We start from the raw sequence: 18608 nt of genomic DNA, 5'->3' as shown, positions 1-18608 counted from the left end.
GCCCAGCGCCCAGCGGCCCACCTGCGACCGCCTCGAAGCGCCGCGTGCTGGGCCGGACGGATGAGCGCACAACGACCGACGGCCCAGCGACCATGCCGCCGGACCGTCGATGTGCTGTGAATTTCGGGCTCAGGCTCCCGGGAACGCCTTCGCGGCCGCCTGGTCAGCCTGCTGCATGCTGGACGATGCCGCGCTCAGCGCGGACTTGAGCTGGCCCAGCACCTGAATGATCTCATCCGCGTTGTTGCGCCACTTGGTCTTGCAGGCCAGGTAGGCCTGCTGCGCGTCCGAGGTCCACTCCGTCTCGAGCGGCCGCAGCTTGCTCTCGACGTCGGCCAGCTCGGAATTCATGAACCCGATGAAACTGTCGATGTTGCCAGCGGCCGCCTCGATGGTGCCGTAAGCGTAGGTAATGCCGCCGTAGCCGTCACCCATGTCAGACTCCTCCCGTCTCAGTCAGACTGCTCACGCGCCGCCGAGCGCCGCGATGATCTTGGAGACCTCAGCTTCGGCCTCGGAGTCGGCATACTCGAACTGGTGGCTGGACGTCTGAATGCCGTTCGAGACAGTGTGCAGGGCATCGGTGATGCCGTCGAGCTTGGACTTCATGGTCAGCTTCGCCGACTCGAACATGTTGGCGGCCGCACCCTTGAAGCCTCCGGGCAGCTCGTCGAGCTGCCCCATCAACCGCGCCAGGCTCGCGGTGATGTTCTCTGCGGTTTGATCGGCGTCCTTTGCCGCAGCCAGCAGCTGGCTGGTTACGGCATTCACTTTTTCGGCCAAGGCACTCCCCGTTCTCCTCGCTGGGAACTGTAACCGTATCGAAAAACTACGCTGTCTGTGCAAGTCGCGGCGCCGCTTGACGCATCCTTGAGGCGCCGGTCGGGGGCCGCGACCGGTGGCGGTTCTGCGGTAGGGTCAGGTTCACGCCCGTCAACCCCTTCGGAGCCATGGCACGCACCCTTCTCGTCGCCGCGGACCGCGCCGGCGCATACCCGACAATTCGGGAGGCGCTGGACCGCTCGTCCCCCGGCGGCGTCATCTCGATCGCACCCGGTGAATATCGGGAGGCGGTGATCTTCACTGGCCGGGACATCACCCTCACGGCCGCCGAGGGTCCCGGCACGGTCACACTGACCGGCGTCGGCACCTCCGAGCCGCTGCTGGCGGTCCAGTCCGGCAGTCTGACGCTGGTCGAGCTGACGCTCCGGGGCGGCTACGGCCCTGCGGTCGGCGCGGTGGGCGGGCAGGTCACGCTGCGCGGCTGCGAGCTCGGCAGCGAATACGGCGCCGCATTTCAGGCCGGCTCCGGCGCGACCATCGCGCTGGAGGACTGCACCGTCCGGAGCGCCCAGTTCGGGCTGCTGCTCGAGGGCACCGGTGGCACCGTGCAGCGCTGCACCATCGAGCAGATCGGCAGCGACGGCATCATTTTCAGCCTCGGCGCCGACACGACGGTGTCCGACACCGTCGTCTCCGACTGCGGCAATCGTGGCATTTACATCTATCAGTATGGCAAGCCGACGATCGTCAACTGCGAGGTGCGCCGCACCGGCCAGGAGGGCATCTCGGTCGCGCAGGGCAGCAGCCCGACGATCCGCAGCACGGCGGTGGCGGAGACCGAGGGCGACGGCATCTCGGTCGCGGCCGGCTGCGGCGGGATGATCGACGGCTGCCGGGTCGAGGACGACCGCATCCGCATCCAGGACGGCGCGACCACCGAGGTCATCGCGGCCGCCGACGCGGCCCGGGTCGGTGTCGGCGCGGCGGACAGTGCCGGTGGCGGCCGGGGGCAGATCGAGTCCCTCATGGCCGACCTCGACGGTCTCGTCGGCCTGGCGGAGGTCAAGGCCGAGGTGAAGAGCCTCATCGACGAGATGCAGGTCGCCGAGTGGCGCCGGCTCGCCGGGCTGGGCAGCTCGAGCGTCAGCCGACACCTGATCTTCGCCGGCGCGCCGGGCACCGGCAAGACGACCGTCGCCCGGATCTACGGCAAGCTGCTCTATGCGCTGGGCGTGCTGCCGAAGGACACCCTCAAGGAGGTGTCCCGGCGTGACCTCGTCGGTCAGTACATCGGCCACACCGCCGAAAAGACGGCCGGCGTCTTCGACGAGGCGCTCGGTGGCGTGCTCTTCATCGATGAGGCCTACACCCTTTCCCGGTCCGGCGGGTCCGGGATGGACTTCGGTCAGGAGTCCATCGACACGCTGGTCAAGCTGATGGAGGACCACCGCGACGAGGTGGCGGTGATCGCGGCCGGCTACACCGCCGACATGGAGGACTTCCTGTCCGCCAACGCCGGTCTGGCGTCGCGGTTCGCCCGCACCATCGAGTTCGACAGCTATTCCACGGACGAGCTCGGGCTCATCATGCAGCGCATCGCCGACGCCGACTCCTACGTGCTCTCCGACCAGGTCAACGAGGTCCTTCGGGAACACTTCAGGACCGTCGACCGGGGCCCGAACTTCGGTAACGCCCGCGAGGCGCGGACGCTGTTCGAAGGCGTCCGCAAGGCGCAGGCGCAGCGGTTGCGTGCCATCGGCCGGATGCCGACGAGGGATGACCTGCGGACGATCACGGTGGAAGATGTCCGCATCGCCATCAAAGCGCGGGAATAGCGAGGACCGTATGGCTGCGAACCGGGCGGTGAGCCCATGACCGCGCCGTCCGCGATGCCTGCGGGAGGCAACGAGCCGGCCACCGACAGCACCCAGCGGCTGAGCGGTCCGAGCGTGCCGCAACCGCGGACCGCCACCGGTCCGGCCGCGGCGCCGGTCACCGGGCCACCGTCGACCGCGCCGACGACCGGCGCCCCGTCGTGGCAGTCCCCCGCCGCCCTGTCCGCGACGACAGCCACCGGGCAGCGGCAGGGCTCGACCAACGGACTGCACAACGCCGCGGCCAGTGCACAGGCCGCGGCTGCCGCGACCGCGCAGCAGCGGGCCACGACCGGCCGGACCGGCATCCGCGCGACCGCTCCGGTCACCCCGCCCCGCCCGCCGGCGGCCGCGCCGCCCACCGCGCCGGCCGCCCTGGTCCGGCGCAAGCTCGGCGTCGGGCAGATCGTGTGCGTCGAGGTGGCCGCGCTTGCGGTCCTCCTGAGCGTGCTCAGCGGCTCTCCCGTGATCATCGTGGTGACCGGCGCGGTGGCCCTCACGGTGGCGGTGCCCGCCGTGCTTCCGTGGCGCGGGTTCTGGCTGCACACCTGGCTGCGCTGGAAGCTGTCCTACCGCACCCGGCGGCGCAGCCTCCCCCACGCCGACGGCGCCGACCCGCGGCGCGCCATGGTGCTCGCGCTCCAGCCGGCCGCCGTGTTCGGCGAGGTCGCCGTGGACAACGAGACGGTGGCGACCCTCGCGCACCCGAAGGGCATGACCGCCGTGCTGGAGCTGCAGCCCGGCGACCACACCTTGTTCGCCTCGACCGGGAGTGAGCTGCCCTCGCCGGTGTCGCTCCTGTCGAGCGAGCCGGACCTGCCGCCGACCTGCGCGCAGCTGATCGTCCAGGTCGAGGCGCCGCGCCAGCTGGACGGCGCCCGCCTGGCCGCGGAGTCCTACCTGCAGCTGGCCGGCGGGCTGGTGCCCGTGAGCCGCCGCGTGTGGCTGGCCGTGCAGGTGCGCCGCACGCCCGAGGCCTTCCACGACAGCGACCTGCGACCGGCGCTGGTCAACGCGATCAAGCGGGCCCGGCGGCGGCTGCGCCAGGACAAGATCACCGCGCGGCTGCTCGGCGAGGAGGAGCTGCTGACCGCTGCGGCGCTGGCGGCCCGGCTGGAGTCGGTCCTGGCGCACCGCCCCGGCCAGTACGGCCGCCCGCAGGGCCGTCCCGTCGCCGAGGAGACCTGGTGGCGGTGGGAGTCGGGCCGGACGCCGCAGACCGCGTACCGGATCTCGCGCTGGCCCACGAAGCCGTGGTCGATGGACAAGATCCTGCTTGGGCTGCCGGCGACCGCGGTGACGTTGTCGATCGCGGCGCTGCGCGACCCGGCCAACCCGGTCGACGAGGTGCCGCTGGAGCTGGTGGTGCGCATCGCCGCGCCCGACGAGGCCGGGCTCACGGCGAGCGGCAACAAGCTCGCCGCGCTGATCAGCACGGCGGGCGGCGCGGTGGAGCGCCTCGACGGCCGGCAGCTGGCCGCCCTGATCGCCACCGTGCCGTTCGGCGGCTTCATCGCATGAACGGAAAGCGGCTTTCATCGCGTGAGCGGAGAGCGGCTTCATCGCATGAGCGGAGAGCGGCCTCATCGCATGAGCGGAGAGCGGCTTCATCGCGTGAGCGGAAAGCGGAAGCGGGTCAGCTCATGAACGGAAGGTGGCAGCGGTGACGAGGTCTTCGAGCAGTCTGGCGTCCCACGTCGCCGGCACCGGCCCGCTCCCCGGCTGGTCGCTGACGGCAGGCGGCGGTGGTCTCGTGATCGGTCGCGACCGGCACAAGACGCCGGTCGTGCTCCAGTTGCTGCGCCCCACCCCCACCCGGGTGGTGCTCGTGGGCCAACTGTCCTTCGCGCAACTGTTCGTGCTGCGCACCATCGCGCTCGGCGCCCGGGCCATCGTGCAGACGATCTGGTCCCGCGAGTGGAGCACCCTCGTCCAGCGCACCGGCATCGGCCCGGACCACCTGCTCTATGTCGCGCCGGGCGAGGCGCTACCGCCGACCGCGACCGCAGCCCGGCCCGAGGTCGTCATTCTCGACGTCGGCGCGGTCAACTGGGCCTCGGTCACCACGTCATGCAACTGGCGCACGACGGTCGTGGTCCGGCACGAGCTCACGCAGGTCGACACGGAGCTGCTCGGCAGCGCCGACGTGGTGCTGATGCAGCCGCTCACGACCGCGGAGGCGGCGATCGCCGCACCCGCCCTCGGCGTCGCCCCGGCCGAGGCGTGGCTGTCGCGCATCTCCGGGCCGATGGTGACCATCGCCAGCCAGGGCACGATGCGATGGGCGACCCTCGACCCTACGGAGCTGGAGCTGCGCACGATCGGCGCCCCGATCCGCTTCCCGGCGCCGGCCTGAACCAACCCGGACCTGAACCAACCCTGGCCTGAACCAACCCTGGCCTGAACCAGCGCGGGCCTGAACCGGCGCGGGCCACCGCTGTCAGAGCGGGATCTGATACAGGATGAAGCCGCGGTTGACGCCGACCCGGTCATACAGGCGACGAGCGGTCGCGTTGGTGTGGTGGGTGGACCAGTAGACGCGGTTGCAGTTGCGCTCCCGGGCCCGGTCGGCGACCGCGGCGATCAGCGCCGCGGCCACGCCCTTGCCGCGGGCCTCGGAGGCGGTGAAGAGGTCCTGCAGGTAGCAGACGTCGTCCGTGGTCGTGCTGGCGTGCATGAGGAAGTGCGCGATGCCCACCAGCTGCCCGTCGACCTTCGCCCCGAGGGCGTGGATGCGGGTGTCGGCCAGGAAGGCGTCCCAGGCGAGGTCGAACCGGTCGGGCGGCAGCACCCGCTCGTAGAAGGTGTTGTACCCGGTGAACAGGATCTCCCAGGCGGCCCGGTCCTCGGCGCCCAGCTTCGCGACGGTGATCACGGGAACCGACCCTATCGACCACCGGGTGTCGATGAGAAGCTGTGCGGCGTGGCCGTGACGGAGGATGCCGAGGAGACGATCACCGGGGAGCTCCGGCTACTGGCGATGCTGCTCGGCGCGGTGCTCGGGACGTGGATCGCGTGGACGAGTCCGCAGCACGGGCACGAGCCGCGGTGGGTGCTGTTCGCGGTCCTCGCCGCGGTGCTCGGGGCGGCCAGCGGCGAGGCGTTCGGGTTCGGCGCCGCGCGGTGGCGCGACCTGGGCACGGTGCACCGGATCCGGCTGTTCCACGTGCTGCACCTGGTGCTCGCGTCGGTGGCGGTGGCGGTCGGGCTGGTGGCCGCCACGCCGTACGTGCTCGGGGAGCAGGGGCTGACGGGCCGCGGGCTGGCACTGTCGGCGATCGCGATCTGCGGGGCGTTGCCGTCGGCGGCCACCCTCGGCGCGGTGCAGCGGGTGGCGCGGCGCAGGATCGAGGGGTCGCCCGGGCAGCAGCTCAACACGCTGCTGAGCCTGCGGCGGCTGGTGAGCCGGTTGCTCAACCAGCTCGGCTTCCTCGTGCTGCTGGTCACGCTGGTCAACGGCGCGGCCACCGGATGGGGCGCGGAGCTGCCGAAGGCGGCGGTGCTGTTCTCCGGCGCGGTCGCCTCGTTCGTCGTCGGTGTCATGTACGTGCCGGCGAGCACGACCCTGCGCCGCCGGTGCGCGTTGTTCGTCGACCGGCACTTCCCGCTGACCGATGTCGCGCTGGGCGACCTGGTCGACAAGGCCGAGGAGCGCGCCAAGCTGGAGAAGCTGCTCGGCATCGACCAGACGACGTTCGGCGAGCTGCGCAGCGGCCTGGTGATCATCAGTCCGTTCGTGGTGAGCGCGCTCGCCGCGATCATCCCCACCAAATTCTGAAAGGGGGCCCCGCGACGGGACCCCCTTTTGCGAAAAGCGTCAGTTCGAGGCGTAGGTGCCCTCGGCGAACGCGGCGTCGAAGCGCGCCTGCAGCGCGTCGAGCTGGTGGAACTCGCTCGACGACGCGGACTCGGAGCCCTCGGCGGCGAAGATGTGGTCGGTCTCGGCGGCTGAGTGGTCGTAGGAGGTGTAGTCCGACTCCTCGTAGTGCGCGCCGTTCGGGTCCGTGTACTCGACGTGGTGGCCCTGGTCGAAGCTGGTGGACTCGGCCGACGCGTGGTCCTGCTCGTACACGCCGAACTGCGACTGGTAGTCCTGCTCGCTGGCGTCGACCTCGTGGATCTGGTCCAGCGCCTCGTGCTGCTCGCCGGTCTCGAACTCGCCGTACTCGCTCATGTCATTCCCCTTGTTGTTGATACTGCGTTTTATGTGGTGTTCAGTGCGCTCTTGCGATGTGCTGAACACTACGGAGATCCAGGGAAGGTCAAATCCCGGAAACGTGCCACGGAGGGAAGTGCGTCATGCGGGTGAGCGAGCTGCTGGTCGAGGGCTTCGGGCGGCTGCCCGACCTCGTCAAGGGTGCGGTCGACGGGCTGAGCGCGGAGCAGCTGCGGTGGGCGCCGGCACCCGGCGCGAACACCGTCGGCTGGCTGGTCTGGCACCTCACGCGGGTCCAGGACGAGCACGTCACGGACCTGATCGACGGCGCGGAGCAGCTGTGGGTCGGCGGTGCCTGGGCGTCGCGGTTCGGGCTGGAGCCGGACCCGGACGACACCGGTTACGGGCACACCGCGGCGCAGGTCCAGGCGGTGCGGCCGGACGGGCCGGAAGCGCTCATGGGGTACTTCGAAGCGGTGTCGGCGCGGACCGTCGAGTGGCTCGCGACGCTGGCGGAGCAGGACCTGGACCGGGTCGTCGACGAGCGGTGGGACCCGCCGGTGACGCTCGGGGTGCGGCTGATCAGCATCCTGAACGACGACACGCAGCACGCCGGCCAGGCCGCGTACGTGCGAGGCCTGATTCCCTGACGGCACCCGCACAAACGTCACGGAGGACACACGGTCACCGGCCCGAAGTGGTGGTGTACTTGATCTGCACCATCCACCCCTGATCGGGAGATGTAGATGGACGAGCGTGGGCAGGGACGTCATCGCGTCGTGGTCGTGGGCGCCGGCTTCGGTGGGCTGTTCGCCACCAAGGCGCTGAAGAACGCGCCGGTCGATGTGACCCTCATCAACGGCACCGCCTACCACCTGTTCCAGCCGCTGCTCTACCAGGTGGCGACGGGCATCCTGTCCGAAGGCGAGATCGCACCGCCGATCCGCGAGATCCTCAAGCGGCAGGACAACGCGAAGGTGCTGCTGGGCACCGTCACCGAGATCGATCCGGCGGCGAAGACCGTCACCGCGGTCGCGCCCGGCACCAGCTACACGGTGGAGTACGACTCGCTGATCGTCGCCGCGGGCGCGTCGCAGTCCTACTTCGGCAACGACGGGTTCGCCGAGCACGCGCCGGGCATGAAGAGCATCGACGACGCGCTGGAGCTGCGCGGCCGGATCTTCGGCGCGTTCGAGCTCGCCGAGCTGGAGACCGATCCGGCCGCGATCGAGCGGTGGCTGACGTTCGTCGTGGTCGGCGCCGGCCCGACCGGGGTCGAGATGGCCGGGCAGATCGCCGAGCTGGCGCACCGGCACCTGCCCGGGCAGTATCGCAACATCGACCCGAAGCAGGCGCGGATCATCCTGGTCGACGCGCTCGACACAGTGCTGTCGACGTTCGGCGACCACCTGTCGACGAAGGCGCTGCGCCAGCTGCACAAGATGGGCGTCGAGGTCGAGCTCGGCACCAAGGTCGTCGACGTCGACGAGACCGGCATCGAGGTCGAGACCCGCAACGGTCACCAGCGCATCGAGTCGATGACGAAGATCTGGGCGGCGGGCGTGGCCGCGCCGTCGCTGTCGACCCAGCTGGCCAAGGCGACGGGCACGTCCACGGACCGCGCCGGACGGCTCGAGGTCAACCCGGACTGCACGGTGCCCGGCCACCCGGAGATCTTCGCGGTCGGCGACATGATGGCCCTCAACCGGCTGCCGGGCGTCGCGCAGGTCGCGATCCAGAGCGGCCGGCACGCCGCCGGGCAGATCAGGAAGCGCCTGGAAGGGCAGCCGACCGGGCAGCCGTTCAAGTACTTCGACAAGGGCAGCATGGCGACGATCTCCCGCTTCTCGGCGGTGGCGAGCGTGGGCAAACTGCACTTCTCCGGGGTCATCGGCTGGCTCATGTGGCTCGCCGTGCACCTGCTCTACCTGGTCGGCTTCAAGAACCGGGTGACCGCGGTGCTGCACTGGTTCGTCAGCTTCATCGGTCGCGGCCGCTCGGAGCGGGTCGCCACGTTCCAGCAGGTCTTTGCCCGGCGCGCGCTGCAGGAGTACCGGCAACACCTGCCGTAGCGGTTATCGTGGCGCGGTGGCAGCGTGTCCCGAGCAGACCAGCGATGGTCGCTCCGGGGTAACCCCGGGGACGCAGGATTGAGCACGGCAGCGCATCGCCGGCGCGCACTCGCGCTTCGCGCGACCCAGCGCAGGCACGACCGGGATTCGTCGGGACACGCTGCCCGTGTCGTCGCCGGTGCGCTGGCCGACGCGTTCCTGACCGTCGAGTGGGCGCGCGGGCCGCTGCTGGACGCCGGCTATGAGGTGCTGGGCCGGCGACCGCGGTGGCTCGGCCCGGTCGTCACCGCCGTCCTGCGCGCCTACCGGGAGGCGCCCGCGGACCGGCCCCGGGAGCTGGCCGGGTTCATCACCGCGCCGGCCCGCCAGCCGATCCGGGTCCGGCGGGCGACGGCCACCCGCACCGTGCGGCAGCGGTGGGACTCGCCGCGCATCGACGACCTGGCGGCGCTCGCCGAGTTCCTGGACCTGACCCCGGACGAGCTGGACTGGTTCGCCGACCGTCGCGGGATCAACCGGAAGCACCCGGATCACAAGGTGCGGCACTATTCGTACACCTGGATCGGCGAACGACTCATCGAGGCACCGAAATCACGCCTCAAGGCGATCCAGCGCCGGGTGCTGGACGACCTGCTCGGGCCATTGCCGGTGCACGCGGCCGCGCACGGGTTCGTCCCGGGGCGCTCGGTGCACACGTTCGCGGCCCTGCACACCGGGCAGGCGGCGTTGGTACGGCTGGACCTGCGCGCGTTCTTCACCAGCGTCACCGCGGGACGGATCTACGGACTGTTCCGCACCGCCGGCTACCCGGAGCCGGTCGCGCACACCCTGACCGCGCTGTGCACGACGCGGACCCCGCACACCGTCTCCGGGCGGCTCGAACACCGCACGCCGCACCTGCCGCAGGGCGCGCCGACATCGCCGGCGCTGGCCAACCTCGTGGCGTTCCGCCTGGACCGGCGGCTGACGGGGCTCGCGGCGCGGTACGGCCTGGTCTACAGCCGCTACGCGGATGATCTGGCGTTCTCCGGGCCACCCGCGTCCAGGCTCGTCGCCGCGGTGACCGCCGTCGCCCACGACGAGGGCTTCCGGGTGAACCCCGCGAAGACCCGGGTCCGCGGGCGGGGCGACCGGCAGCAGCTCGCCGGGCTCGTGGTCAACTCCCACCCGGCGGTGCCCCGCGCCTCCTACGACCGGCTGCGGGCCGTGCTGCACAACGCCGCCCGGGACGGTCTGGAGGCGGCCAACCGGGACGGGCATCCCGACTTCGCCGCCCATCTCACCGGACTGGTCGCGTGGGCCTCGCACGGGCACCCGTCGCGGGCGGCCCGGCTCCAGCGCCTGCTGCGGGCGGCGCTGTAGAGCGAAGGGCGGCGCTGTAGAGAACGAGAGAGAAGGGCGCCCCACTCCCCGGGGCGCCCTTCCAGCTTCTTCGCGGTTTCAGCAGCTCAGGTTGCCCGCTCCGACGCCGACGCCGAGGATGCCGACGAACCGCTGGTACGCCGCCACCCGGCTCTGCACCTGCGCCGGGTTGCGCCCGCCGCACTCGAGGCTGCCGTTGATGCTGCGGATCGTCTCGCCGAACCCGGCGCCGTTGACCATCGCGTTGTGCGGGGTCATCGTGCCCGGACCGCTCTGCGTGTTCCAGTACCAGAGCGCGGTCTTCATCGCGACGGCCGGATCGGTCTGCACCAGGTTCGGGTTGTGCAGCAGGTCGATGCCGAGCGCGTCACCGGCGGCCTTGTAGTTGAAGTTCCAGCTGAGCTGGATCGGCCCGCGCCCGTAGTACGCGGCCTGCCCGGCGGGGCACCCGTACGGCTGGCTCGTGTCGCAGTAGTGCGGGTAGTTGGCGGTGTTCTGCTCGACGATGTACACCAGCCCGCCGGTCTCGTGGTTGACGTTGGCGAGGAACGCCGCCGCCTCCTGCTTGCGCTGCGCGTCCGTGCCGGTCTTCGCGAACGCCGGGTATGCGCTCAACGCCGCGACCAGCCCGTTGTACGTGTAGAACGGGTTCCGGCTCGGGAACATCTGGTTGAACTGCGCCTCGCTGACCACGAACGCCCCGTTCTGCGGCGGGTTGGTGGTCGGGTTGGTCGGCGGCGGCGTGGTGCCGCCACCGCTGCAGGTGTACGGGTCCCAGTACCAGGTGCTGATCGTCGGGCTGTACCCCGGGTTGTCGTGCTCGGCGACGTAGTACTTGCCGTCGGTGAACTTCACGACGTCCCCGGTGACGTAGTTGCGCCCCTGCACCCAGGCCGGGAAGCTGCACCCGCCGGCTGACCCGGTCTGCGGCGGCGGCTGCGTGCTCCCGCCGCACACGCCCTGGTCCTGCCAGACCCCGGTGTTCCCGGGCGGCGCCTCGTTCTGCGTCCACCACTTGGCGAGGAAGTTGTGGCCGTTCCGGGACACGGTGGCGCCCCCGGTGTAGACCGCCGACGACTGCCACGCGGCGGCGCAGGTGGCCGCCGATGCCGGCAGCATGTTGATGACGGCGACGACACCACCGGCGACGGCGGTCGCGGCGAGCATCGCCAACAGGCGCACTCTGGACACCAGATCACTTCCGTTCAGTTGGTTCCGGGGCCCTCATCCGACCAGCCGAACCACCCCAACGGAGTGAACAACATCATTTAATGAACAATCTTTACGGTTTCCATAACGTTCGCTGGCGCGGCGTGCGATGCAGCACCGTATCCGCAGGTCGCCGGGGCGCCGGCGACCCCAGCAGGGTGACGCCACGTGATCAAGGGGTGGCGTAGAACCACAACGGGCGCGAGATGGTTCCGCAAACTGTCAGATAGTTTCCGTGATTTGCGTCACGTCTTTTCTTTGGGAACGCTTAGGCTACCTGCTGGGGCGGCTCGGTTTCGAGAGGTGCGTCACAGCCCCGCACAATCGGTGCGCTGCGCAGGCGAATCGCCCTGGGTAGGCTGGCCGTCGGTCTCGTCCGACAGGCACCGCCCCCCGCGGCGCCGGGCGCGACTGCCGCCTAATTGCCGGCTCGACACCGGCGAATCGGGGACCCAACCGTAACTGGGGTGAATCCGCGGGCAACCGCGGTAGGGATCGTTCCGTCCCGAACCCGTCAGCTAACCCGGTCGGCGGCCGACGGAAGGAACAACGAGCCAGATGTCATCACGACATCCCGGTCGGCGGATTCTCGCCGTCCTGATGACGGCCGCCGTCCTGTGCGGACTGAGCGCCGCACCGGCCACCGCCGAGCCGGGAGACGACACCGGCGACGAGGGTTCCAACGCGTCCCTCGCGCAGGTCCTCGACGAGAGCACCCGCGCGTGGATCGAGGCCAAGGACAAGTTCGACGCCTCGGTCAAGAACCAGGCCGACCTGACCGCCAAGCTCGCCGCGACCGAGGCCGAGCTGGCGAAGGTCACCGATCAGGTGTCCGCGATCGCCGTCGCGGCGTACCGGACGGGGCCGCTCACCACGTTCGTCGCGCTGATGGACTCGGGGAGCCCGACCGGGTTCGCGGAGCGGGCCGGTTCGATCGACGAGATCGCCCACCACAACGACAACCTGCTGCGCGACCTCAACAAGCTGAAGAAGGACCAGGCAGCCCAGAAGGCGGCGCTGGAGGCCGAGGTCAAGCTGCAGCAGGAGCAGGTCGCGGTGATGGCCGCGAAGAAGAAGGAAGCCGAGAAGGGGCTGTCCCAGGCGGGCGGCCCGAGCAACGGCTTCGTCTCCGCCAACCTGCCGCTCGCGCAGCCCGCCCCGCGCAACGCGAGCGGTGGCTGGTCGTCGGAGGGCTGCAAGGTCAAGGACCCCACCACCAGCGGCTGCATCACGCAGCGCACGCTGCACGCGATGCAGCAGGCGCAGGCGGCCGGGTTCAAGCGGTTCGTGTCGTGCTACCGGCCCAGCGGGCCGTATGAGCACCCGAAGGGCCGCGCCTGCGACTTCTCGGTGCAGTCGGCGAAGGGCTTCGGCGGGGTCGCCGCCGGCGAGGACAAGGTCTACGGGGCCAACCTGGCCACCTACTTCGTGAAGAACGCGGACCGGCTGGGCGTCATGTACGTCATCTGGTTCAAACAGGTCTGGACACCAGCGGTCGGCTGGCACCACTACAGCGGTGTCGGCGGGGATCCCTCCAGCGACCACACGAACCACGTGCACCTGTCGATGCTGTAGGAACAACCTCACATCCGCGGACGGCCGGCCGATAGGGCAACTGTCGACCGGCCGCCGCAGGGTGAGGGGATCCGAAGTGAAACACCGACTCGTGACGCGCAGCGACTTCGACGGCCTGGTGTGCGCCGTCCTGCTGCGTCACCTGGATCTCATCGGCGACATCACGTTCGTGCACCCCAAGGACGTCCAGGACGGCACGGTCGACATCGGACCGGACGACATCCTCACGAACCTGCCCTACGCGCCCGGCGCCCACCTGGTCTTCGACCATCACCACTCGGAGACGCTGCGCAACACGGGCGACCGGGACAACCACATCATCGACGCGGAGGCCCCGTCGGCGGCCCGCGTCATCTATGACCACTTCGGCGGCGCCGAGCGCTTCCCGAACGTGTCGGACGAGCTGATGGAAGCGGTCGACAAGGCCGACTCGGCCCAGTACGACATCGCGGACATCCTGCAGCCGGTCGGCTGGACGCTGATGAACTTCCTCATGGACAGCCGCACCGGGCTGGGCCGGTTCCGGCAGTTCCGGATCTCCAACTACCAGCTGATGATGCAGCTCATCGACGCGTGCATCGATCATCAGGACGTCGAGGAGATCCTGGCGCTGCCGGACGTGGCGGAGCGGGCCGAGCTCTTCCGCGAGCAGCAGGAGCTCTTCGTCGACCAGTTGCGGCGGGTCAGCCACCTCGAGGGCGACGTGGTCGTCGTCGATCTGCGGGACGAGGAAGTGATCTTCGCCGGGAACCGGTTCATGGTCTACGCGCTGTTCCCCGAGGCGCGCGTCTCGATCCACGTCATCTGGGGCAGGCAGAAGCTCAACACCGTGTTCGCGGTGGGCAAGTCGATCCTGGACCGGACGTCACCGACCGACATCGGTTCCGTGATGCTGGAGTACGGCGGCGGTGGTCACCTGGCCGCCGGCACGTGCCAGGTCCCGCACGACGAGTCCGAGCAGGTCCTGGCCGACGTCATCGCCAAGGTCGGCGCGCCCCGCACCGCGACGATCAGCGCTTAGAGCAGCTCGGTGTCGCGCAACAACCGCCACAGGCCGGCGCCGTCCGGGGCGCGCAGCCAGCGGTCCGAGGCGAAGGACGGCAGCCGGCGGGTGCTCTCCACCGTGGTCGGGAAGCCGCCGGCGAGGACCGCCTGGGTCGGCGAGAGGTGCCGGATCGCGACGGCCGCCACGCTCTCGGGATGCTCGGCGACGAACTCCGCGTAGATCTCCGGGTCGTGCTGGCCGTCGTCGCCGACGAGCAGCCACCGGATGTCCGGGAACTCCGAGGCGAGCCGCGCGAGGGTCGCCCGCTTGTGCGCCTGCCCGCTGCGGAAGAACCGGTCGGGCTGCGGACCCCAGTCGGTCAGCAGGAGCGGGCCGGCCGGGTACAGGTGGCGCGACAGGAACCGGGTCAGCGTCGCGGCCACGTTCCACGCGCCGGTCGACAGGTAGAAGACCGGTGCGCCGGGGTTGGCGTTCACCAGCCGCTCGTACAACACCGCCATCCCGGGGACCGAAGCGCGCGCGTGCTCGTCCAGGACGAACGTGTTCCACGCCGCCAGCAGCGGGCGGGGCAGGGTCGTGACCATGACGGTGTCGTCGACGTCGGAGACGATGCCGAAGCGCACGGTCGGGTCGATGATCCGCACCGGCGCCTCCACCGGGGCGCTGTCCTCGCTCTGCAGGGTGACCGTGGCCCAGCCGGGCGCGAGGTCGGCCTCGATGACGGTGTCGATGAAGCCACCCCGGTCGCAACGGACCTCGCAGGTGCGGTCCCCGGCGGTGATCCGCACCGGCGCGTTGGCCACGGACACGGCGGTGAACGACCGCCAGCCCCGCAGCTTCTTGAGGCGCCGGCCGGGCTTCGGGTCCAGGCGGGCGAGCAGGACCCGGCCGAGGACACGGACCCAGCCCGGGCCGCCGTAGCCGGTGTAGGGGGTGACGGCGACCTTCCACCCGCGCAGCCGGAGCCGGCGCTCCAGCACATCGTGGAAGGCGTCCTCGATGCGGGCGGCGCGGTGCAGCCGGACCGGACCTGATGGGGTCAACGACACGCGCTCACCCTGTCACAGCCCCCACGTCACCGCACCACCACACGCAGGGTGACAGTTACCCGACGGTGGCATGAAACCGTGAGCCCGAACACTTGGGACGCTTCTAGCGTTGGTGTTATCAGGAACACACACCAAGGGGTGCGAGATGGCAACCACGACATTCGAGGCGGTGCGAGCCGAGGCGCTGTTCGTTTCCAACCTGCAGTGCTCACAGGCTCCCAAGAGCGACGAGATCCGGGCGGCGGTGGCGTCCACGCTGCGGCGGATCGGCATCAAGGGCTGCGCGGCCCAGGTCGCCGGCGAGTTCGGTGACCACCCGGACACGGCGGTGGCGCGGATGGCGTGGGCCCTCGCGCTGGTCCGCTCGACCTACCCGGCGCGGCGCAACGCGCCCCGGTCGGTCCGGCTGCTCGCGCGCAGCGCTTGAAACGCGCGGCACATGGGTATCGCGCGGTCATGCAGGAACTTCACGTGTCACTCGACGACGCCCAGCTCAGCCCGGCGGCGCAGAAGCTTCAAGAGCCTCTCGAAGCCCAGCTGAGCTCGGCGTTGCAGCGCGCCGCCGAGCTGGTGGAGCAGGACTACCACGGAGAGTCGGCCGCCGAGGTGGGCGCCCGGTTGCTGGAGATCGCCAAGTCGAGCCTCCACCCGGACATCGCCGCCGCCTTCGAGCCGGACCCCGCCGAGCTTGACCGGGCCGCTCGGGCGGTCATCGAAGCAGTTCGTGAGTAGATTTCACGGAATGCCCGGATTGCGCAACCCAACCGCTCCACACTGAGGTCCTACCGCGCCGCAGAGCCTTGGAGGACAGCCGTGGAGCAGCACAAACTCACGATCGACATGAACGAGGCCACGATCGAGCAGTTGCGCGACCACCACTTCGCGCTTTTCGGCCTCCACGCGATCGCCACCTCGGCGAGCGGCGCCCCGACCATCTGGCTCTCCGTGCACTACCTCGAACGCCATCTCGAGGTCACGTGGCAGGAGACCTACTCGATGTTCACGGCCCGCCACTCGACCATGGCGCCGAGCACGAAGGTGGTGCCGACGCACAACTATCCGGCGCCGCTGGGCAGCGTGCTGACGGTGGCCGGCAACGACGGCGCGGGCATCGTCACGCCGGGCGGGCCGGCCGGCCACATGGAGATCGACAACACCGGCCGGGTCGAGCTCGGCGCCGGCCTGTGCATCCACGACACGCACGGCATGTATCAGCCGGTCGGCATCTTCGACCTGATCGACGTGGACCTCTTCCAGCCGATCCCGAAGGTCGCGTTCTTCTTCTCGCCGATCCCGCACATGGCCGGTGAGGTCGCCACCAGGGCGCTCGGACCCGGCATCCTGCTGGACTACGCGAAGTCGCGGGACCGCAGCTTCTCCGTCGAATACAACCTGCACGACGGCTGGTCGGTGGAGAACCGCCCCTACGCCAAGGCGATCGCGGCCAACGAGCCGCTCAACCCGCAGCTGCTGGTGCGCTCCTCGGCCCTGCAGGCCCTCGCGATGCAGCGGCAGCGCGTCACCGCCGCCAGCGCCACCCGCGCGATCAGGCGTTGAGGACCCAGTCGACGCGGTGCGCCTCCGTCGGGTCGGGCGTCTCCCAGCGCCCGACCATCCGGTTGACGACCCCGTCCGGCACCGGTCGCGGGCGGGCCCGGTTGCGCCGCCGCATCACCTCGGGCGGCGCCTCGACGCTGACGATCTCGACCCTCCCGCCGTAGTCGGCGACCAGGCCGATGCAGCGGGCCCGCAGCTGGCGGGTCAGGTTCGTGGCGTTCCAGACGAACGAGGTGCCGGCCCGCAGCAGCACCTTGGCCTGGTCGGTCGCGGCCGCGATCACCGGGCCTTGGTCGTCGGTGGGCTTGACCCGCAGCCGCTCGCGCCAGTCGTCGAGGCTGACGACGGGCACGTCCGGCCGGTTGGCGGCGATCCAGTGATCCTTGCCCGCCCCCGGCAGCCCGGACATGACGGTCACGGTGACCTTGGTGTCGTCGTACGCCGCGTAGTCCGCGACCCGGTCGGGGTTCCGGAAATAGCTGAACCTGGCGTGGTCCGACGGGAAGCGCCGAGGCTGGTCGAGGCAGCCGTCGTCGTCGGCGTACTGCAGGAACAGCGCGACGTTGTCGAGCATCTCCGTGGCGTCGGCGCAGAGCCGCCCGAGGATGTCGGCCGTGGCGAGCAGCCCGAGGTCGTCGTTGCGGGCCAGCAGGCTGACCCGGTGGATGATCCGGTCGAGGTCGCCCTTGGGACGCTCCAGGGCCCAGAACGGCACCTGATGATGGCGGATCAGCGCGGCCACGTGCTCCCGCCAGGCGATCGGGACGCCGGCCTCCCACAACACCCGCCGGGCGACGAGATCGCCGCGCCGGGAGTGGCCGTGGGCGGTGATCCGGCCGTCCTCTTCGACCTGGGTGCAGTCCGGCTTGGCCGAGTCGTGCAGCAGGACCGCCGCGAAGAGCCGGGTCCGCTCGTCGGCCGGCCGGTCCCGCCAGGCCGGCAGCGCGGCAAGCGCCTCCGCCGCCAGCCGGGTGTGCGTGGCGACGTCACCCTCGGCGTGGTGCACGGCGTCCTGCTGCACCCCATCCAGACGGCGGACCCAGTCGAACGCGGCGTGGATCTCCTCCCATGGCACCGTCCACGCCGGCCCCACCGGGCAGAACCGCTCGAAGTCGCTCACGCGCGCACCCGGTTGGCCACGATCGGGCGGTCCTGCCAGTGACTGCCGGAGTCGAGGATCGCGGTGTGGAAGCTGGGCCGCACCCACTTGTAGCGGCCGAGCACCGTGCCGGCGGACTCGAGCTTCAGGTACAGCCCCTCCATGTCCTCGGACATGTCGGTCTCCTTGACCACCTGGTCGGGGTCCGCGCCACCGGCGACGGCGGCCTCCCGCAGCGCGTCGCGCCATCCCGGCGTCCGGCAGGTCGACGGCCCGACGAATGCCGTCAGCTCGGTGAGTTTGCCGATGCGGCCGGTGTACAGGACGGGCACGGAGCTCACCGGCAACCCTTCGAGGAGCTCACGGCGCCGGTCGGTGGACAGGAACTCCTCCGCCTCCCGGTCGTAGACGTCGAACTCGCAGAAGTGATGCGGCAGCGCGTCGTAGAAGACGGTGTGCTTGGCGTACAGCCACTCGCCGTACATGACGTAGCGGTCGGTCAGGACGGGTTGCAGCTGATACCGCACGGTCGCCGCCCACGCCTTCAACAGCCCGAACTGCTTCTCGCGCGGCCCGCCGGTGAGGTAGTGGCCGCGGGACTGCAGCAGCAGCTGACCGTCGGCGTCGAAGCTGACCGCGCAGTTGGCGCCGTCGAGCTTCTCCTCGACGACCAGCACCCGCCCGGCGACCCGCGTCTCACCGGCGAGCTGCGCGAACGGGACCTGGGCCAGGTCATGGTCGCCCGGCTGCAGGCGGGAGCCCTGCAGATGAGGCGTTCTCGGATACTTGCGCAGCACCTGACCGTTGTAGCCCACCCCTCGTAACCAGCACAGTGGTTTTTGCTCGGGTGGAGGAAAGGGTCCTAC

At 70.3% G+C, this 18608-nt stretch carries 20 protein-coding genes and 1 riboswitch; of the genes, 12 read left to right on the top strand and 8 right to left on the bottom strand.

The annotated features are described in order from the left end of the window. Positions 1-129 precede the first annotated feature (129 nt). On the bottom strand, positions 130-435 hold the full coding sequence (locus Dsi01nite_RS23615) for a WXG100 family type VII secretion target (protein WP_203848416.1): 306 nt from the start codon (positions 433-435) through the stop codon (positions 130-132). Positions 436-465: 30 nt separating this feature from the next. Then, a complete protein-coding gene (locus Dsi01nite_RS23610; RefSeq protein WP_203848415.1) occupies positions 466-783 on the bottom strand; it encodes a WXG100 family type VII secretion target in 318 nt (105 codons plus the stop codon). Positions 784-950: 167 nt separating this feature from the next. Here Dsi01nite_RS23610 and Dsi01nite_RS23605 point away from each other — a divergent pair, with 167 nt between their 5' ends. The 3 genes from Dsi01nite_RS23605 (at position 951) to Dsi01nite_RS23595 (ending at position 5013) form a co-directional block, all read left to right on the top strand. Then, positions 951-2618 carry a right-handed parallel beta-helix repeat-containing protein gene (locus Dsi01nite_RS23605; protein ID WP_203848414.1) on the top strand — a complete coding sequence of 556 codons (1668 nt, stop codon included), beginning with the start codon at positions 951-953 and terminating at the stop codon, positions 2616-2618. Between the two features lie 36 nt (positions 2619-2654). Beyond that, complete coding sequence (locus Dsi01nite_RS23600; protein WP_203848413.1) at positions 2655-4178, top strand: type VII secretion protein EccE; 1524 nt, start codon at positions 2655-2657, stop codon at positions 4176-4178. Positions 4179-4320: 142 nt separating this feature from the next. Continuing rightward, a complete protein-coding gene (locus Dsi01nite_RS23595) occupies positions 4321-5013 on the top strand; it encodes a hypothetical protein (RefSeq protein WP_203848412.1) in 693 nt (230 codons plus the stop codon). A gap of 84 nt (positions 5014-5097) precedes the next feature. On the opposite strand, the gene Dsi01nite_RS23590 is transcribed toward Dsi01nite_RS23595, so the two are convergent. Further along, complete coding sequence (locus Dsi01nite_RS23590; protein ID WP_203848411.1) at positions 5098-5532, bottom strand: GNAT family N-acetyltransferase; 435 nt, start codon at positions 5530-5532, stop codon at positions 5098-5100. A gap of 48 nt (positions 5533-5580) precedes the next feature. Between Dsi01nite_RS23590 and Dsi01nite_RS58390 the strand changes: the two genes are divergently transcribed. Further along, positions 5581-6435: a hypothetical protein gene (locus tag Dsi01nite_RS58390; RefSeq protein WP_203848410.1), complete on the top strand. Its 855-nt coding sequence runs from the start codon at positions 5581-5583 to the stop codon at positions 6433-6435. Positions 6436-6474: 39 nt separating this feature from the next. Here Dsi01nite_RS58390 and Dsi01nite_RS23580 read toward each other — a convergent pair whose 3' ends face one another. Next, positions 6475-6831, bottom strand: coding sequence for a hypothetical protein (locus Dsi01nite_RS23580; RefSeq protein ID WP_203848409.1), 357 nt, complete (start codon positions 6829-6831; stop codon positions 6475-6477). Positions 6832-6956: 125 nt separating this feature from the next. On the opposite strand from Dsi01nite_RS23580, the gene Dsi01nite_RS23575 reads away from it, so the two are divergent. From Dsi01nite_RS23575 to Dsi01nite_RS23565, 3 genes are all read left to right on the top strand, one after another. Continuing rightward, positions 6957-7463: a mycothiol transferase gene (locus Dsi01nite_RS23575; RefSeq protein ID WP_203848408.1), complete on the top strand. Its 507-nt coding sequence runs from the start codon at positions 6957-6959 to the stop codon at positions 7461-7463. A 96-nt stretch (positions 7464-7559) separates the two neighbouring features. Further along, on the top strand, positions 7560-8885 hold the full coding sequence (locus tag Dsi01nite_RS23570; protein ID WP_203848407.1) for an NAD(P)/FAD-dependent oxidoreductase: 1326 nt from the start codon (positions 7560-7562) through the stop codon (positions 8883-8885). A 78-nt stretch (positions 8886-8963) separates the two neighbouring features. After that, on the top strand, positions 8964-10247 hold the full coding sequence (locus Dsi01nite_RS23565; RefSeq protein WP_203848406.1) for a reverse transcriptase family protein: 1284 nt from the start codon (positions 8964-8966) through the stop codon (positions 10245-10247). A gap of 78 nt (positions 10248-10325) precedes the next feature. Here the strand turns inward: Dsi01nite_RS23565 and Dsi01nite_RS23560 are convergent, their stop codons facing one another. Continuing rightward, positions 10326-11438 carry a glycoside hydrolase family 19 protein gene (locus Dsi01nite_RS23560; protein ID WP_203848405.1) on the bottom strand — a complete coding sequence of 371 codons (1113 nt, stop codon included), beginning with the start codon at positions 11436-11438 and terminating at the stop codon, positions 10326-10328. Between the two features lie 431 nt (positions 11439-11869). Next, positions 11870-12005: riboswitch (cyclic di-AMP (ydaO/yuaA leader) on the top strand. 9 nt (positions 12006-12014) lie between these two features. Here Dsi01nite_RS23560 and Dsi01nite_RS23555 point away from each other — a divergent pair. Further along, complete coding sequence (locus tag Dsi01nite_RS23555) at positions 12015-13031, top strand: coiled-coil domain-containing protein (protein ID WP_203848404.1); 1017 nt, start codon at positions 12015-12017, stop codon at positions 13029-13031. A gap of 76 nt (positions 13032-13107) precedes the next feature. Further along, positions 13108-14052: a DHH family phosphoesterase gene (locus Dsi01nite_RS23550; protein ID WP_203848403.1), complete on the top strand. Its 945-nt coding sequence runs from the start codon at positions 13108-13110 to the stop codon at positions 14050-14052. Here the strand turns inward: Dsi01nite_RS23550 and Dsi01nite_RS23545 are convergent. Further along, a complete protein-coding gene (locus tag Dsi01nite_RS23545) occupies positions 14049-15086 on the bottom strand; it encodes an App1 family protein phosphatidate phosphatase (RefSeq protein ID WP_203848402.1) in 1038 nt (345 codons plus the stop codon). The two genes, Dsi01nite_RS23550 and Dsi01nite_RS23545, sit on opposite strands and share 4 nt — an antisense overlap. Positions 15087-15231: 145 nt before the next feature. On the opposite strand from Dsi01nite_RS23545, the gene Dsi01nite_RS23540 reads away from it, so the two are divergent. The 3 genes from Dsi01nite_RS23540 (at position 15232) to Dsi01nite_RS23530 (ending at position 16643) form a co-directional block, all read left to right on the top strand. Next, positions 15232-15513: a hypothetical protein gene (locus tag Dsi01nite_RS23540; protein WP_203848401.1), complete on the top strand. Its 282-nt coding sequence runs from the start codon at positions 15232-15234 to the stop codon at positions 15511-15513. A 29-nt stretch (positions 15514-15542) separates the two neighbouring features. Then, on the top strand, positions 15543-15818 hold the full coding sequence (locus Dsi01nite_RS23535; RefSeq protein WP_203848400.1) for a hypothetical protein: 276 nt from the start codon (positions 15543-15545) through the stop codon (positions 15816-15818). A gap of 81 nt (positions 15819-15899) precedes the next feature. After that, positions 15900-16643, top strand: coding sequence for a hypothetical protein (locus Dsi01nite_RS23530; protein ID WP_203848399.1), 744 nt, complete (start codon positions 15900-15902; stop codon positions 16641-16643). On the opposite strand, the gene Dsi01nite_RS23525 is transcribed toward Dsi01nite_RS23530, so the two are convergent. Continuing rightward, complete coding sequence (locus Dsi01nite_RS23525; RefSeq protein WP_203848398.1) at positions 16633-17763, bottom strand: AAA family ATPase; 1131 nt, start codon at positions 17761-17763, stop codon at positions 16633-16635. The genes Dsi01nite_RS23530 and Dsi01nite_RS23525 overlap by 11 nt on opposite strands. Further along, complete coding sequence (locus tag Dsi01nite_RS23520; protein ID WP_239136120.1) at positions 17760-18557, bottom strand: RNA ligase family protein; 798 nt, start codon at positions 18555-18557, stop codon at positions 17760-17762. Before Dsi01nite_RS23520 ends, Dsi01nite_RS23525 begins: the two co-directional genes overlap by 4 nt. Positions 18558-18608 lie beyond the last annotated feature (51 nt).

The organism is Dactylosporangium siamense (assembly GCF_016862795.1).
GTDB lineage: Bacteria > Actinomycetota > Actinomycetes > Mycobacteriales > Micromonosporaceae > Dactylosporangium > Dactylosporangium siamense.
Note: the sequence above shows the minus strand (reverse complement) of the source record. Positions and strands in the feature narration are given on the sequence as shown.